12 protein-coding genes and 1 pseudogene are annotated in these 14,653 nt (G+C 69.9%); 2 read left to right on the top strand and 11 right to left on the bottom strand.

Annotation, left to right across the window (positions count from 1 at the left end; genetic code table 11):
• Positions 1-230 precede the first annotated feature (230 nt).
• Positions 231-1,205 (bottom strand): annotated as a pseudogene (locus DEW08_RS31680) (helix-turn-helix domain-containing protein); the annotation flags it as partial.
• Between the two features lie 356 nt (positions 1,206-1,561).
• On the opposite strand from DEW08_RS31680, the gene DEW08_RS08075 reads away from it, so the two are divergent.
• Entirely contained in the window at positions 1,562-3,097 is a 1,536-nt protein-coding gene (locus DEW08_RS08075; protein WP_109326055.1) for an NADP-dependent isocitrate dehydrogenase, read from the top strand.
• A gap of 97 nt (positions 3,098-3,194) precedes the next feature.
• Here DEW08_RS08075 and ptsP read toward each other — a convergent pair whose 3' ends face one another.
• From ptsP to DEW08_RS08060, 3 genes are read right to left on the bottom strand one after another with little or no spacing between them, the layout of a single operon-like run.
• Positions 3,195-5,507 carry a phosphoenolpyruvate--protein phosphotransferase gene (gene ptsP / locus DEW08_RS08070; RefSeq protein ID WP_109326054.1) on the bottom strand — a complete coding sequence of 771 codons (2,313 nt, stop codon included), beginning with the start codon at positions 5,505-5,507 and terminating at the stop codon, positions 3,195-3,197.
• Between the two features lie 2 nt (positions 5,508-5,509).
• Positions 5,510-6,574: an NAD(P)H-dependent flavin oxidoreductase gene (locus DEW08_RS08065; RefSeq protein ID WP_109326051.1), complete on the bottom strand. Its 1,065-nt coding sequence runs from the start codon at positions 6,572-6,574 to the stop codon at positions 5,510-5,512.
• Positions 6,575-6,600: 26 nt separating this feature from the next.
• Positions 6,601-7,836 (bottom strand): aspartate kinase, encoded by a 1,236-nt coding sequence (locus DEW08_RS08060; RefSeq protein ID WP_109326050.1) that lies wholly within the window; start codon positions 7,834-7,836, stop codon positions 6,601-6,603.
• 227 nt (positions 7,837-8,063) lie between these two features.
• Here DEW08_RS08060 and ubiG point away from each other — a divergent pair, with 227 nt between their 5' ends.
• Complete coding sequence (ubiG, locus tag DEW08_RS08055; protein WP_109329647.1) at positions 8,064-8,786, top strand: bifunctional 2-polyprenyl-6-hydroxyphenol methylase/3-demethylubiquinol 3-O-methyltransferase UbiG; 723 nt, start codon at positions 8,064-8,066, stop codon at positions 8,784-8,786.
• A 161-nt stretch (positions 8,787-8,947) separates the two neighbouring features.
• On the opposite strand, the gene DEW08_RS30695 is transcribed toward ubiG, so the two are convergent.
• From DEW08_RS30695 to lptC, 7 genes are all read right to left on the bottom strand, one after another.
• Positions 8,948-9,103 carry a Uma2 family endonuclease gene (locus DEW08_RS30695; protein ID WP_245986484.1) on the bottom strand — a complete coding sequence of 52 codons (156 nt, stop codon included), beginning with the start codon at positions 9,101-9,103 and terminating at the stop codon, positions 8,948-8,950.
• A 72-nt stretch (positions 9,104-9,175) separates the two neighbouring features.
• Complete coding sequence (ptsN, locus tag DEW08_RS08050; protein ID WP_109326043.1) at positions 9,176-9,634, bottom strand: PTS IIA-like nitrogen regulatory protein PtsN; 459 nt, start codon at positions 9,632-9,634, stop codon at positions 9,176-9,178.
• Positions 9,635-9,668: 34 nt separating this feature from the next.
• Complete coding sequence (hpf, locus tag DEW08_RS08045) at positions 9,669-10,262, bottom strand: ribosome hibernation-promoting factor, HPF/YfiA family (protein WP_109326042.1); 594 nt, start codon at positions 10,260-10,262, stop codon at positions 9,669-9,671.
• Between the two features lie 122 nt (positions 10,263-10,384).
• A complete protein-coding gene (rpoN, locus tag DEW08_RS08040; RefSeq protein WP_109326041.1) occupies positions 10,385-11,992 on the bottom strand; it encodes an RNA polymerase factor sigma-54 in 1,608 nt (535 codons plus the stop codon).
• 16 nt (positions 11,993-12,008) lie between these two features.
• A complete protein-coding gene (gene lptB, locus DEW08_RS08035; RefSeq protein ID WP_109326040.1) occupies positions 12,009-12,827 on the bottom strand; it encodes an LPS export ABC transporter ATP-binding protein in 819 nt (272 codons plus the stop codon).
• A 62-nt stretch (positions 12,828-12,889) separates the two neighbouring features.
• The gene (locus tag DEW08_RS08030; protein WP_245986482.1) at positions 12,890-13,870 is read right to left on the bottom strand and encodes an LptA/OstA family protein; all 981 of its coding nucleotides are present in this window, start codon (positions 13,868-13,870) and stop codon (positions 12,890-12,892) included.
• Positions 13,867-14,637, bottom strand: a complete 771-nt coding sequence (gene lptC / locus DEW08_RS08025) for an LPS export ABC transporter periplasmic protein LptC (protein WP_245986481.1) — start codon at positions 14,635-14,637, stop codon at positions 13,867-13,869. The genes DEW08_RS08030 and lptC overlap by 4 nt, the downstream gene beginning before the upstream one ends.
• Between the last annotated feature and the right edge of the window lie 16 nt (positions 14,638-14,653).

The raw sequence follows: 14,653 nt of genomic DNA, 5'->3' as shown, positions 1-14,653 counted from the left end.
GCAGGTGGGATCGGGGGCCGACCCCGGACCACACCGTTATAGCGCGGCCCGGACCAAGCCAGAAGGATCAGGCCAGAAGTGCGCTTCCCTGCGCCGGTTTCAAGGGAAACCCGTGGCGGAGGATCAGCGCGCGCCGGCGCGCACCACCCGTGGCCGTCCAGGGTCACGTCGCGCAGCACCTGCCCGACGGAGCCGAGCGGCGGGCTCTCCACCCCGTCGGCCACCACGACCAGACCGCCGGCATTGCCGGTGCGCACCTTCACGTTGGGCTTGTCGGGAACGCGATAGGTGTCGCCCGGCTTCAGAACGCGGGTGAAGACGATCTCGCTGCCGTCGCGCACCTGCACCCAGCTCTCCTGCGTCGCGCGCAGCGTGAGGCGCGAGGACTGGTTCTGCAGCCCGTAGGCCTTGGTCGGTCCCTGCGCCGGATCGGCGGCACGGGGGGCCGGCGGCGGCGGCGGCGCGGCGGGCTGATTGATCGGCGTCGGCTCCTGGGTCGCTCCCTCGGCCTCCTCGTCCTCGGCGGGCGGCGGCGGCACGTTGGTGATGGCCGGCGCCGGAGCGGCGGCGGGCGGGGCCGGCGGACGCGGCAGCGCGGCGACCGTCGCCGGGGCCGGGGCCGCGGGCGGCGGGGCGGGCGGCGGTACGTTCGACACCGGATAGGGCGGGGTCTGCGACGGGGCGGGGGCGCTCGCCGTCGGGGCCGGAACCGGGGCCGGCGCGGTGGGGGCGGGATTGGGCGGCGGCGTCACCGGGACCGGCGCGCCGGCCACCGCCTGGGACCCGCCGCCGGCCGGCGCCTCGCTCCCGCGCGGCGCCTCCGCGGCCTGCTGTCCGCTGCGCGGCAGCGTGTCGAGCAGCGAAACCAGCCGGTCCGGCAGGGCCGGCACCAGATCGACCACCGACCGGTCGGTCGCCGACAGATAATACCAGCCGCCATAGACGATGCCGGCGAGCACCAGCGTGCCCAGCAGCACCGTGCCGCCGGGGATGCGCCCCTCCGGCACGGGGGTCGGCAGATACAGCTCCTGCTTGCGGGCCGCGCCCACCGCCTCTTCCTTGTAGCGGTTGGCGATGGCCTCGGGATCGAGTCCGAGATACTCGGCATAGGACCGCAGGAAGCCCACCGCATAGGTGGTGCCCGGCAGATCCTGGAACCGTCCTTCCTCGATCGCCAGCAGGTAGGGATAGCGGATGCGCAGCATCGTCGCGACATCCTGCAACTGGTAACCCAGGCTCTGCCGGGTTTCCCGCAACGTATCGGCCACGCTGGGACCGGTCGGAACGGAGGGGTCGAAGTCCTGGAAAACCTTGCGCTTGGCCATGAGAAACGCCGTATCGTCGCGGTCCGCACCGGGGGCGGTCGTCCTGCATGCGTACGACAGCCGCCGGACGGACGCAATGGGAATGACCCGCCGTCCCTTCGAGGTTTCGGGGGCGTGGCACAACGGGCACCAGGAGCATTGAATTTTTCAATGTTCCATAGTTACTCAATCAATTTCACGCATGAAGCCTGCACCCTTAGCTTGAGCCTGAGCAGTTCAGCCGGAGTGACAGCGCCATGACCATGATCACGCGGACCGCCCCCCAGCCGGTCGAGCCCGTCGAGAGCCGCGTTTCCCCCCAGAGCCCTGCCCAGGCGGCGACCGGCGCCGGAACCGCCGTTCCCATCACCGTCGCGCATGGCGACGGCATCGGTCCGGAAATCATGACCGCCTGCCTGTCGGTGCTCGACGCCGCCGGCGCGCGCATCGCGCCCGAGCCCATCGAGGTCGGCGAGGCGGTCTATGCCCGCGGCGTCAGCTCCGGCATCGGGCCGGACGCCTGGGAAAGCCTGCGCCGCACGCGGGTCTTCCTGAAGGCGCCGATCACCACCCCGCAGGGCGGCGGGGTGAAGAGCCTGAACGTCACCATCCGCAAGACGCTCGGCCTCTTCGCCAATGTCCGGCCCTGCACCGCCTATGCCCCCTTCGTCGCCACCCGCCATCCCGGGATGGACGTGGTGATCGTCCGCGAGAACGAGGAGGATCTCTATGCCGGGATCGAGCACCGGCAGACGGCCGACGTCTACCAGTGCCTGAAGCTGATCACCCGGCCGGGGACCGAGCGGATCGTGCGCTATGCCTTCGAGTATGCCCGGGCGCACGGCCGGCGGAAGGTCACCTGCATGACCAAGGACAACATCATGAAGATGACGGACGGCCTGTTCCACGGGCTGTTCGAGGAGATCGGCACCCATTATCCCGACATCGAGCGCGAGCACCTGATCGTCGACATCGGCGCCGCCCGGCTGGCCGAGCGGCCGGAGCGCTTCGACGTGGTGGTGACGCCCAACCTCTACGGCGACATCCTCTCCGACATCGCGGCGGAGGTCGCGGGCTCGGTCGGGCTCGCCGGCTCGGCCAACATCGGCGCGCACTGCGCCATGTTCGAGGCGATCCACGGCAGCGCGCCGGACATCGCCGGGCAGGACCGCGCCAACCCTTCCGGCCTGCTGCTGGCCGCCGTGCAGATGCTCGTCCATATCGGCCAGGGCGACGTGGCGGAACGCATCCACAATGCCTGGCTGGCGACGCTGGAGGACGGCATCCATACCGCCGACGTCCACCGCGACGGCGTCTCGAACCGGCTGGTCGGGACGCAGGACTTCGCCCGCGCGGTGATCGGCCGGCTGGGTCTCGCCCCCCGCACGCTGCGGGCGGCCAGCTATGCCGCGGCGGCCAAGCCGATCGCCGTGCCGCTGGTCAGCCGCCCGGCGCGGCCCGACAAGCGCTTCGTCGGCGTCGACGTCTTCATCGACTGGCGCGGCACGCCGGACGGGCTCGCCACGGCGATCCGGCAGGTCTATGGCGGGGCGCTGGCGCTGACCATGATCACCAACCGCGGCGTCAAGGTGTGGCCGGACGGGCTGCCGGAGACCTTCTGCACCGACCACTGGCGCTGCCGCTTCATGCCGGCCGGCACCATGGCCGCCAACCCGGCCCAGGCCGCCCAGATGGTCGGCCGCCTGCTGGCCGCCGGCATCGACGTGGTGAAGACGGAAAATCTCTACCTGTTCGACGGCAAGCCCGGCTTCAGCCTCGGCCAGGGCCAGTAGACGGCAGGGGCCAATAACAGGGGCCAATAAGACGCCGGGGCGGTTCCGGCTTCCCCGGATCCGCCCCGCCCCGTCATCGGATCCGCCGTCGGATCCATCAGATCTGGACGCCGTGGTCCTTGGCGAAGCTGCGCAGCTTGTCGCGCACGCTGTGGTCGCCGACGTTGAACAGGCCGGCCATGTACTCGCGCAGCGCCGCCACGTCGAGCGAGCGCAGCATCGTCTTGACCGGGCCGACCGAGGGCGGCGACATCGACAGGGTGCGGAAGCCCACGCCGATCAGCGCCATCGCGTCCAGCGGCCGGCCCGCCATCTCGCCGCAGATGCTCAGCGGCACCTTGGCATGGGCGCAGGCATCGACCAGCCGGCGCAGGACGCACAGCATGGCCGGCGACAGCGGGTCGTAGCGGGTGGCGGTGCGCGGGTTGCCGCGGTCGGCGGCGAACAGATACTGCGTCAGGTCGTTGGAGCCGACCGACAGGAAGTCGATGCGCGGCAGCAGCGACGGCAACTGCCAGAGCAGCGACGGCACCTCCAGCATCGCGCCGACGCGCAGGCGGCTGGGCGGCTCCAGCTCCTGCGTCTCCAGGCGCTTCAGTTCCAGCTCGAGCAGCCGGCGCGCCGCATCGAACTCCGCCACCTCGGCGATCATCGGGAACATCACCGACAGCGGCCGCCCCGCCGCGGCGCGCAGCAGCGAGCGGAGCTGCTGGCGCAGCAGCGACGGGTGGTCGAGCCCGATGCGGACCGCCCGCCAGCCGAGCGCCGGGTTTTCCTCGTTCCCGGCGGCCATGTAGGGCAGCACCTTGTCGCCGCCGACGTCCAGCGTGCGGAAGACCACCGGCTTGTCGCCCGCCTCGTCCATGATGCGGGCGTAGAGGTCGGTCTGGGTATGCACGTCCGGGTAGGACGAGCGGACCATGAAGGGGATTTCGGTGCGGTAGAGCCCGATCCCCTCGGCCCCGCTCGCCTTCAGGTGCGGCAGGTCGAGGATCATGCCGCAGTTGAGCTGGATGGAGATCGGCGCGCCGTCGCGGGTCAGCGACGGCTGTCCGCGGATCTCCGCATACATCTGCTCCTTGCGGCTGCGCAGCGCCATCGCGTCGGCGAAGGCCATCTGGATGTCTTCCGCCGGGCGGACATAGACCTGCCCGTGGTCGCCGTCGACGATGAGCTGGTCCAGCGGCTCGATCCGGCTCAGCGCCTCGCTCGCCTGGACGACCGGAATGTTCAGCGCCCGCGCCACGATGCAGACATGGCTGGCCGGCGACCCTTCCTCCAGGATCAGGCCGCGCAGCCGCCGCTGGTCATAGTCGAGCAGCTCCGCCGGCCCCATGGAGCGGGCGACCAGGATGATGTCGTCGGGCAGCGTGCCGAGATCGGCGCCGGAGCCCTTGCCCGACAGGTGCATCAGCAGCCGGTTGGTCAGGTCCTCGAAATCCAGGAGCCGCTCGCGGATGTAGGGGTCCGTCAGGTGGCTCATGCGGGCGCGGGTGTCGTTCTGCACCTGCTGCACCGCCGCCTCCGCGGTCAGGCCCATGCGGATCGCCTCGCGGATGCGCGACAGCCAGCCGCGGTCCTCCGCGAACATCCGGTAGGTCTCCAGGATGTCCTTCGGCTCGCCGAGCCCGGCCAGCGCCGCCGCCGCCAGCAGGTCGTCGATGGCGCTGTGCATGGAGGTCAGCGCCGTGCCGAACCGCTCCAGCTCGGCCTCGGTATCCTCGGCGACCATCTGGCGGATGGTGAGCTGCGGACGGTGGACCACCGCCAGCCCCATGGCGAGGCCCCCGCTCATCGCCGTGCCGGACAGGCGGGCGGGCAGCAGGGCGGGATCGCCGGTGGAGGAGACTTCCTGGGGGTTGACCAGTTCGCCCTGGGCGACCAACTCGGCCACCACCATGGCGACGGTCTGGAGGGTTTCGACCTCCTCCTCGCTGAAGCGGCGGCGGTCCTTGTGCTGGATGACCAGCACGCCGCGCACCTTGCCGCCGCGCAGGATCGGCACGCCGGCCAGCGAGAAGAAGGGATCCTCGCCCGTTTCCGGGCGGTAGGCGAAGCTGGGATGGGACGGCGCGTTGTCGAGCGCGATGGGCCGGGCCTGCCCGGCGATGTCGCCGACGATGCCCTCGCCGACCCGCAGGCGGGTGTTGTGGACGGCCGACTTGTTCAGGCCCTCGGTGGCGAACAGCTCCAGCACCTCGCCGGCCCGCATGACATAGCAGGAGCAGACGTCCGCCCCCATCTCCGCCGCGATCAGCGTGACGATCTTGTCGAGCCGCTCCTGTCCCGAGCCGGACCCCGCCATCACGTCGCGCAGGCGGGCGAGCAGGCGGCGCGACGACGCACCGCCACCGTAGCCCGTTCCGTTCGGATCCGAACTGCCGTAGGCGGTGTCGAGGGTGCTGCTCATCGTCATGCCGCTCCGAGAACCGCGGGTGCCTCCCACATTGCCTTATCCGGCGGCCGGCCCGCCAGCGCCTTCTCGGCCTGTCCGATCAGCTCCGCCACGATCTCGGCGGCGGGCTGCTCGCGCGTGACCATCCCGACGCTCTGCCCGGCCATCAGCGAGCCGGTCTCGACATCGCCCTCCACGACCGCGCGGCGCAGGGCGCCGGCCCAGAAATGCTCGATCTCCAGGATGCCCGCCTCGCGCGTCAGTTCGCCGGCATCCACCCGCGCGATCACCGCGCGCTGCAGGTCGGCGAAGGCCTTGCTGCCGGCATTGACCAGCGCGCGCACGGGGATCACCGGGAAGCGCGGGTCGAGCTGGACCGACGGCTGCGCGTCGCGCGCCGCGGCCCGGATGAAGGTCTGCTTGAAGTTGGGATGGGCGATCGATTCGCTGGCGCAGACGAAGCGCGTGCCGATCTGCACGCCGGCCGCTCCCAGTTCCAGGAAGGAGGCGATCGCCTCGCCGCGCCCGATGCCGCCGGCCACGAAGACCGGCACCTCGCGCAGCTCCGGCAGGATCTCCTGCGCCAGGACGGTGGTCGAGACGGCGCCGATATGGCCGCCGGCCTCCATCCCCTCGATGACCAGCGCGTCGATGCCCTGCTTCACCAGCCGGCGGCCGGCCACCAGCGTCGGGGCGAAGCCCATGGCCCGCGCCCCGCCGTCCTTGATGCGGCGGATGGTGGCGCCGGACGGCAGGCCGCCCGCGACCACCACATGCCCGACCGCCTGCTCCCGGCAGACGTCGATCAGCCGGTCGAGGTCGGGATGCATGTTGATCAGGTTGACGCCGAACGGCCGGGTGGTCATCGCCCGCGTCGCCGCGATCTCCGCCGCGAGCAGGTCCGGGGTCATCGACCCGCAGGCCAGCACGCCGAAGCCGCCGGCGTTGGAGATCGCCGACACCAGGTGCCGTTCCGACACCCAGCTCATCGCACCGCCCATGATGGCGGTGCCGGTGCCGAGGAAGGCGCGGCCACGCGCCCAGAGCTGGTCAAGCCGAGCGCGCGCGGACTGATCGGTCATCGCCGCTCCTCCCTCGTCATTGCCGGTCAGGCCGCGTCCAGCCCGTAGGCGGTGTGGAGCGCGCGCAGGGCCAGCTCCGCATACTCCTCGGCGATCAGGACGGAGATCTTGATCTCGGAGGTGGAGATGACCTGGATGTTGATGCCCTTGTCGGCCAGCGCCTTGAACATGCGCTGGGCCACGCCGGCATGGCTGCGCATGCCGACGCCGATCACCGACACCTTCACCACGTTGGCGTCGGAGACCAGCCGCTTGAAGTTGAGGTGCTCCTTGGCGTCCTCCAGCACCTTCACGGCGCGGGCGAGGTCGGCCTTGCCGACGGTGAAGGTCATGTCGGTGGACTTGCCGTCCTCCGACACGTTCTGGACGATCATGTCCACGTTGACGGCGGCGTCGGTCAGCGGGCCGAAGATGCTGGCCGCGACGCCCGGCCGGTCGTCAACGCCGATCAGGGTGATCTTCGCCTCGTCGCGGCTGTAGGCGATGCCGCTCACAACTTCCTTTTCCACGATCTCGTCCTCGTCAACAACCAGGGTTCCGGGAAGCGAGCTGCCCGCCGCCGCCTCGAAGCTCGACAGCACCTGCACGCGCACGCGGTGGTTCATCGCCATCTCGACCGAGCGGGTCTGCAGGACCTTCGCCCCCTGCGACGCCAGCTCCAGCATCTCCTCGTAGGTGATCTTGGAGAGCTTGCGCGCCTTGGTCACGATGCGCGGGTCGGTGGTGTAGACGCCGTCCACGTCGGTGTAGATGTCGCAGCGGTCCGCCTTCAGCGCCGCCGCCACCGCCACCGCCGAGGTGTCGGAGCCGCCGCGGCCGAGCGTGGACAGGCGCCCGTCCTTGGTCACGCCCTGGAAACCGGTGATCACCGCCACCTCGCCCGTCGCCATGCTCTTCTCGAGCTGCGCGGTGTCGATGGAGACGATGCGCGCCTTGGAGTGCGTGTCGTCGGTGTAGATCGGGATCTGCCAGCCCGCCCAGGAGCGCGCCGGAATGCCGATGGACTGCAGCGCGATCGCCAGCAGACCGGAGGTAACCTGCTCACCCGACGAGACGACGGCGTCGTACTCGCGCGCGTCGTGCAGCTTGTCGATGTCGTTGCAGTATTTCACGAGCTGGTTGGTCACGCCGGACATCGCCGACACCACGACGGCCACCTGGTGGCCTGCCTTGACCTCCTGCTCGACCTTGCGGGCCACGTTCTTGATACGGTCGATGTCGCCGACCGACGTGCCGCCGAACTTCAGGACGATCCGCGCCATACCTCACACCATATTTTGCCGGGCCGCGAGGCCGGCGTGTCGCGCCCCCCGTTCCACCGTTGCCGGCGCGGGGCCGCGTATCCATACTCTCTCGGCCGAAGCGAGGCAAGGATGCCTCGTTGCACCTGCGCACAACCATTCTACGGAAACCCTGCAATGAACGCGACCGCCGGAACCGCCGCCACCGCCGATGCCCTGTCCGCGGAGGGGACCGGAAGCGGGGCACCATCGACCCGGCGGACGTCGCCCGCTTCTCGGCCATCGCGGCGGAATGGTGGGACCCCGCCGGCAAGTTCAAGCCGCTGCACCGGCTGAACCCTCTGCGCCTCGCCTACATCCGCGACACCGTATGCCGCCGGCTGGGCCGCGACCCGGAAGGCCCGCAGCCGCTGTCCGGCCTGCGCGTGGTCGACATCGGCTGCGGCGGCGGCCTGCTGGCGGAGCCGATGGCCCGCATGGGCGCCTCCGTCGTCGGCATCGACGCGTCGGAGAAGAACGTCCTGACCGCCTCCGCCCATGCGGCCGGGACCGGCGTCGCCGTCGACTACCGCGCCACCAGCGCCGAGGCCCTGGCAGCCGGCGGCGAGCGGTTCGACGTGGTGCTGGCGATGGAGGTGATCGAGCATGTGGCCGACGTGCCGCTGTTCGTGAAGTCCTGCGCCGATCTGCTGGCCCCCGGCGGGGTGCTGTTCCTCGCCACGCTGAACCGCACGCCGAAATCCTTCGCGCTGGCCATCGTCGGGGCGGAGTACATCCTGCGCTGGCTTCCCCGCGGCACCCACAACTGGCGCCAGTTCCTCCGCCCGTCGGAGGTCGCCGGCGTCGTACGCGCGTACGGGCTTGCCGTACGCGACCTGACCGGCGTCACGTACAACCCGCTGAGCGACGAGTTCCGCCTGAACCCGCGCGACCTCGACGTGAACTACATGGGATGGGCGGAGCGGGTGTGACGGGCCTTCATACCCGCTTGCATACGCTCTGAAGATGGGCCTCGGGCGTCAGGGTCCGGATGTCCTGGAACGGATTCGGGACGAGCAGGTCCTGGTCGCCCGAGCTGATCGCCCATGCGCCTGCCATGACGGCCAGCTCAAGATACTTGTTGTCCTTCGCGTCACGGGATGCTCAGCGCGACCTCGTTGTGCCGAAGGGGACCGCCCCCCATCGCGAAGACCTCGCCGTCCGCATATTCGTGGCGGACCTCCGCCGTCCGTTCGGCGGCAAGGTAATCGTCCGGGGTGATCCAGGGCTCACGCAGCGCGTCGGGCATGGCAAGGACTATAGCGCGACCGCGCCGCCCCTGCCATGGCACCGGTGAGGAAAGCGGCCGCCCCGCCCGGCCTTATCCGGGATGGCTGGCTTCCTGCTGGGTCAGCAGGGCATAGATCGCGTCAGCGGATTCGGAGCCGCGCAGCTTCTCGCACATGGACTGGTCGCGCAGCAGCCGGGAAACCCGGGCCAGCGCTTTCAGATGGTCTGCCCCCGCCTGTTCCGGGGCGAGGAGAAGGAAGATAAGGTCGACGGGCTGGTCGTCGATCGCGTCGAAGTCGATGGGCCGTTCGAGACGGGCGAAGACGCCGTGGACGCGGTCCAGGCCGGGCAGCTTGCCGTGGGGAATGGCGATGCCATGCCCCACGCCGGTCGTGCCCAGCCGTTCCCGTTCCAACAGGACGTCGAAGATCGCCCGCTCGTGCTGGCCGATCAGCTCGGACGCCTTCCGGGCCATCTCCTGCAAGGCCTGCTTCTTGTTGCCGGCCTTGAGGTTCGGAAGGATGGCGTGCGGCGTGATGAGGTCGAGCATGCGCTTCGGACCGATGGGTGGGGTCGGCGCCCGGTCAGGCGCCGGCCTTCTCCGCGGGATCGACCCAGCCGATGTTGCCGTCCGCGCGGCGGTAGACCATGTTCAGCCGGCCATGGGCGCCGTTGCGGAACATCAGGGCCGGAGCCTGGGCCAGCTCGAGCCGCATCACGGCCTCGCTGACCGACAGGGTGGCGATGGTGGTCTCCATCTCGGCGACGACGACCGGCTGCGCGGCGTCGGCGGCAGCGGTGTCCTCGCCGTCGAGATGCTCGTCCTTCTCGGCCTCCAGGATCTGGTAACGGGCCGGCACCGGCTCCTGGCCGTTCTCGACCGGGTGGTGGCTGCGCAGGCGGCTCTTGTAGCGGCGCAGGCGCTTGGCCAGCTTGTCGCAGGCGGTGTCGAAGGCCGGATAGGGCTCCGTCGCCTCGGAATTGCTCTGCAGCACGATGCCGCGGCCGACATGGACCTGGATATCGGCCTTGAACAGGTGCGCGTCGCGCGTCAGCACGACGTTGGCTTCGATCGGCTTGTTGAAGTACTTGCCGACGATGGCGCTCAGGCTGTCCGCGACGTGGGTGCGCAGGGCATCGCCGACGTCAAGCTGCTTGCCTTTTACGGTGAGTTGCATGTTGGAACGTTTCCAAATTGGTCCGCTTAAGGACGGGAGAAGACGGCGTGCCGCCACCTGCGGGCCGGGACCATAGTGCCGGGTTCAAAGACTGTCAACGAACACCCCCAATCCCGGTACTGCTACATTCGCGACATCTTCGCCCGGCGTCTCTGCACCGATGACGGGATCTTCATCGCTTCACGATACTTCGCGACAGTCCTGCGCGCAATGTCGATCCCTTCCGCGCGGAGGATCTCCACCAGCTTGTCGTCGGACAGCACGTCCTCGGGCTTTTCCGCGTCGATCAGCGTCTTGATGCGGTGGCGCACCGCCTCGGCCGAGTGGGAGGCCTGGCCGTCGGCGCCCTGGATCGCGGAGGTGAAGAAATACTTCAGCTCGAACACGCCGCGGGGGGTCGCCATGAACTTGTTGGTGGTGACGCGGCTGACCGTGCTTTCATGCATGCCGATCGCCTCGGCAATGTCGCGCAGGATCAGCGGCTTCAGGTGCGAGACGCCGTGGATGAAGAAGGCGTCCTGCTGGCGCACGATTTCCCCCGCCACCTTCAGGATGGTGGTGGCCCGCTGGTGCAGCGACTTGACCAGCCAGTTGGCCGACTGGAAGCGCTCGGAGATGTATTCCTTCTCCGCCTTGTTGCGCGCGGCTCCGGAAACGCGGGTGAAATAGCGGTGGTTGACCAGCACCCGCGGCAAAGTGTCCGGGTTCAGGTCGATCAGCCAGCCGCCGCCGGGGGCGGCGCGCATCAGGATGTCCGGGGTGACGAGCTGCGCCGGGGTATGGTCGAAGGCGACCGCCGGCTTCGGGTTCAGCTTGCGGATCTCCGCCACCATGTCGGCGACGTCCTCCGCATCCACCCCGCAGACCTTCATGATGGCCTGCAGGTTGCGGGCGGCCAGCAGTTCCAGATTGTCGAGCAGGGCGGCCATCGCCGGATCCAGCCGGTTCTTCTCGCGAAGCTGGATCGCCAGGCATTCCTTCAGCGAGCGGGCGAAGATGCCCGGCGGGTCGAAGCGCTGGCAGGCGGCCAGCACCCGCTCCACCCGCTCCGCCGTGCAGCCGAGCTGCGCGGCGAGCTGCGGGATGTCCAGCCCGGGCAGCCAGCCGGCCTCGTCCAGCATGTCGATCAGCGCCAGCCCGATGAGCTGGTCGCCATGGGCCGGAAGGTCGATCTTGAGCTGTTCGGTCAGGTGGTCGCGCAGGCTCTTCTGGCCGGTCAGCGTCGCTTCCAGGTCGCGCTCGTCGTCCTCGAAGCCGCCGCGCCCGCCGCGCTCGTTCCATTGGCCGTAGACGTCGGACGAGCCGTCCGTCCCGTCGGAGAAGCGGTCGTCCGCGTAGTCGTTCTCGAAATTGGTGTCGAGCGGCGCCTCGGCCCCGGTCGCCATGGTGTCGGAGGAGGTCATCTCCACCGTGTCCCGCGTCCGCCCGTCCGACGGCGGCGGGGGTGCCTGCTCCTCCCAGCCGTTCAGGCCGCCTTCGCCGGGGCCTCCGCTGGAACCCTCCCCGCCGCCGGCCTCGCCGCCGGCTCCCCCCTCGGACCCGCCGAACTCCAGCCCGGCCTCGGCCGGGCCGCCGTCGCGTTCCAGCAGGGGGTTCTGCTCGATCTCGCGGTCGACGAAGTCGGACAGCTCGATGTTCGACAGCTGCAGCAGCTTGATCGCCTGCTGCAACTGCGGCGTCATCACGAGGGTCTGGGCTTGTCGAAGGTCGAGACGTTGAGCAAGCGCCATAGGGAGGGAACCACGGCTAGAGGCTGAACCGGTCGCCGAGGTAGACCCGGCGCACATCCTTGTGCGCCACGATCTCCGACGGCTCTCCCTCCATCAATACCACACCGTCGTGCAAAATGTATGCCCGATCGACGAGGTCCAGCGTTTCCCGCACATTGTGGTCGGTGATCAGCACGCCGATGCCGCGGTCGCGCAGGTGGCCGACCAGTTCGCGGATGTCGTTCACCGCGATCGGGTCGATGCCGGCCAGCGGCTCGTCCAGCAGGATGAAGTGCGGCTGTCCGGCCAGCGCACGGGCGATCTCGACGCGGCGTCGCTCGCCGCCGGACAGCGCCAGGGCGGGGGCGCGCCGCAGGTGGGTGATCGAGAACTCCGCCAGCAGCTCGTCCAGCATCGCCTCGCGCGCGTCGCGGTCGGATTCGACCACCTCCAGCACGGAGCGGATGTTGTTCTCGACCGTCATGCCGCGGAATATCGACGCCTCCTGCGGCAGGTATCCGATGCCGAGCCGGGCGCGCCGGTACATCGGCAGGCCGGTGATGTCCTGCCCGTCCAGCAGGATGGTCCCGCTGTCCGCCGCCACCAGGCCGGTGATCATGTAGAAGCAGGTGGTCTTGCCGGCACCGTTCGGCCCCAGCAGCCCGACCGCCTCGCCGCGCTGCACGCTGACCGACACGTCGCGCACGACCGGCCGCTTCTTGAAGGACTTGCCCAGATGCAGGGCGACGAGCCCTTCCGAGGGGGGCGGCGGGGCGGTGCCCTGCCGGTCAGCGGGATCGGCCCGCAGATGGCCGGCGTCGTCGCCGGGGAGCCGACCGTCGAGGTCCATGGTCATCGTTCACGTTACCGGGGGAAAGGGGGCCGGAAGGGAGGGGACCGGAAACGCCCGGGCCGGGGTCAGGGCCTGGCCGGGGTCCGGGCAGGAGCGGCAGCGGGGGCGGCCACCGGGTCGGCGGCAGAGCCCTTCCCGCCGGCGGCCCCGCCCTTCGACGAACCACCCCTGGCCTGCCCGTCGGCGCCGGGCTGCTGGCCGGGGATCAGCAGGGCGTTGACCCGGCCGGCCTCGGGGCCGGAGATCACCCGGTTGACCTTGGTGTTCATGTTCATCTCGGCGGCTTCACCGTTCAACTGGTTGTCGCCGCGCGTGATCTTGACGTTGCCGATCAGCACGGCGGTGTTGTCGGCCACCGAATAGACCAGCTTGTCGGACAGCGCCACGTCGGTGGCGGTGGTCACCACCACGTTGCCGGAGCCGTCGATCCGCTCCATCTGGGTGGAGCCGTCGGGCATCTTCCTCAGCCTGCCGATCAGCACGTCGGCGCGCATGCGGTCGGTGCCGCGCACCGCCAGGGCGTCGCCGCGGGCGACCGTCAGCTCGCGGTCCTCGTAATATTCCAGGCTGTCGCGGGCGGTCACCACGTCCTTCTGCGTGATCAGCTTCAGGTTGCTGCCGGTGACGACCGCGATCTTCTTGTCCACGTCATAGATGCCGCGGTCGCCGAAGACCTGCTGGTTCGGGCTGATGATCCGCACGTTGCCCTCGGCGAGGAGCTGGAACACCTCGTTGCCCTTGCCCGGCACCTCGCGGTAGTAGGCGGTCAGCACGTCGGCGAAGACGGTGGAGTCGTTCCGCTTGGCCGAGGCGTTGCCGCGTGCCACATAGGCCCGGACGTCCTGGTGCCATTCGATCGCCTGGTCGGCGTTGATCTCGACCGGCTGCTTGCCGCCATCCTTGCCGCCGCCATCCTTGCCGCCCATGCCGGGCAGGGCCTGCGCGGGTGCGGCGGCAGGAGAGGCGAGCAGGAGGGCGAGCGCCGCGATCCCCGCATGGAGGACGGCGCGAAGGCTGCGGGGAACCGAATGGACTGCTGCGCTCACCGCTTTTTCCCTCCCGGAGGCTCGCTGGACTGGACGTTCGACTGGACCCCGGCCTTGGCCTGGTTGAGGAAGATCATCGTCTTCCCGCGGTCCGACATGCGGAAGCCCTGGGCGTTGATCTCGCCCTGCGGCCCCTGCCCCACCACCGGACTGTCGCCCCAGGCGGTGCCCTTGCGGACGTCGGTGTCGGCTTCCTCGGTGGTGAATTCGCGGCCGTCGTCGCGCAGGACATGCACGCTGCCGCGCATCTTCAGGATGCCGGTGTCCTGGTTGTACCAGCCCTTCTCCGACTTGATGGTCACCCAGCTCCCGTCATTCTCGGTCATCTCGGCCTCGGGCTGGTCGAGCTCGATGATGTTCGGCTGGTTGGCGGACTGGTCGGCACGGCTGGCGACGACGGAATAGGGCTGGTTCTTCTCGTCCGCGCTGAGGTAGCGCGGCTTGATCATCTCGAGCTGGCCCTTGTCGGCGGCGAGGCGCGAGCGCGGCGGCGTGGTCAGCGACGGCCAGGCGGCCAGCAGAGCCACCATCGCCAGCGCCAGCGCCGGCAGCGCGAACTTCATCGCCGTGACGAAGCGGCTGTAGAATCGGCTGACCGGCCGGGTGGTGCGGCGGCGGTGCACCCGCATCCCGTCGCCCTCCGGCGCGTCGGCCGCCCTGTCCGCCGGGCGGGAGCGCGGCGGCGTCCCCGGCCGCACCGCGCGCAGCACGTCGCGGCCGGCGTCCTGTCCGGTGGTCTCGGCGCGGTCGTCGGCGCGGGCGGTCATTGCTCAATCCCTCCGG

This window comes from Azospirillum thermophilum (assembly GCF_003130795.1).
GTDB classification, from domain to species: domain Bacteria; phylum Pseudomonadota; class Alphaproteobacteria; order Azospirillales; family Azospirillaceae; genus Azospirillum; species Azospirillum thermophilum.
This window is presented reverse-complemented; position numbering and strand designations above follow the sequence as displayed.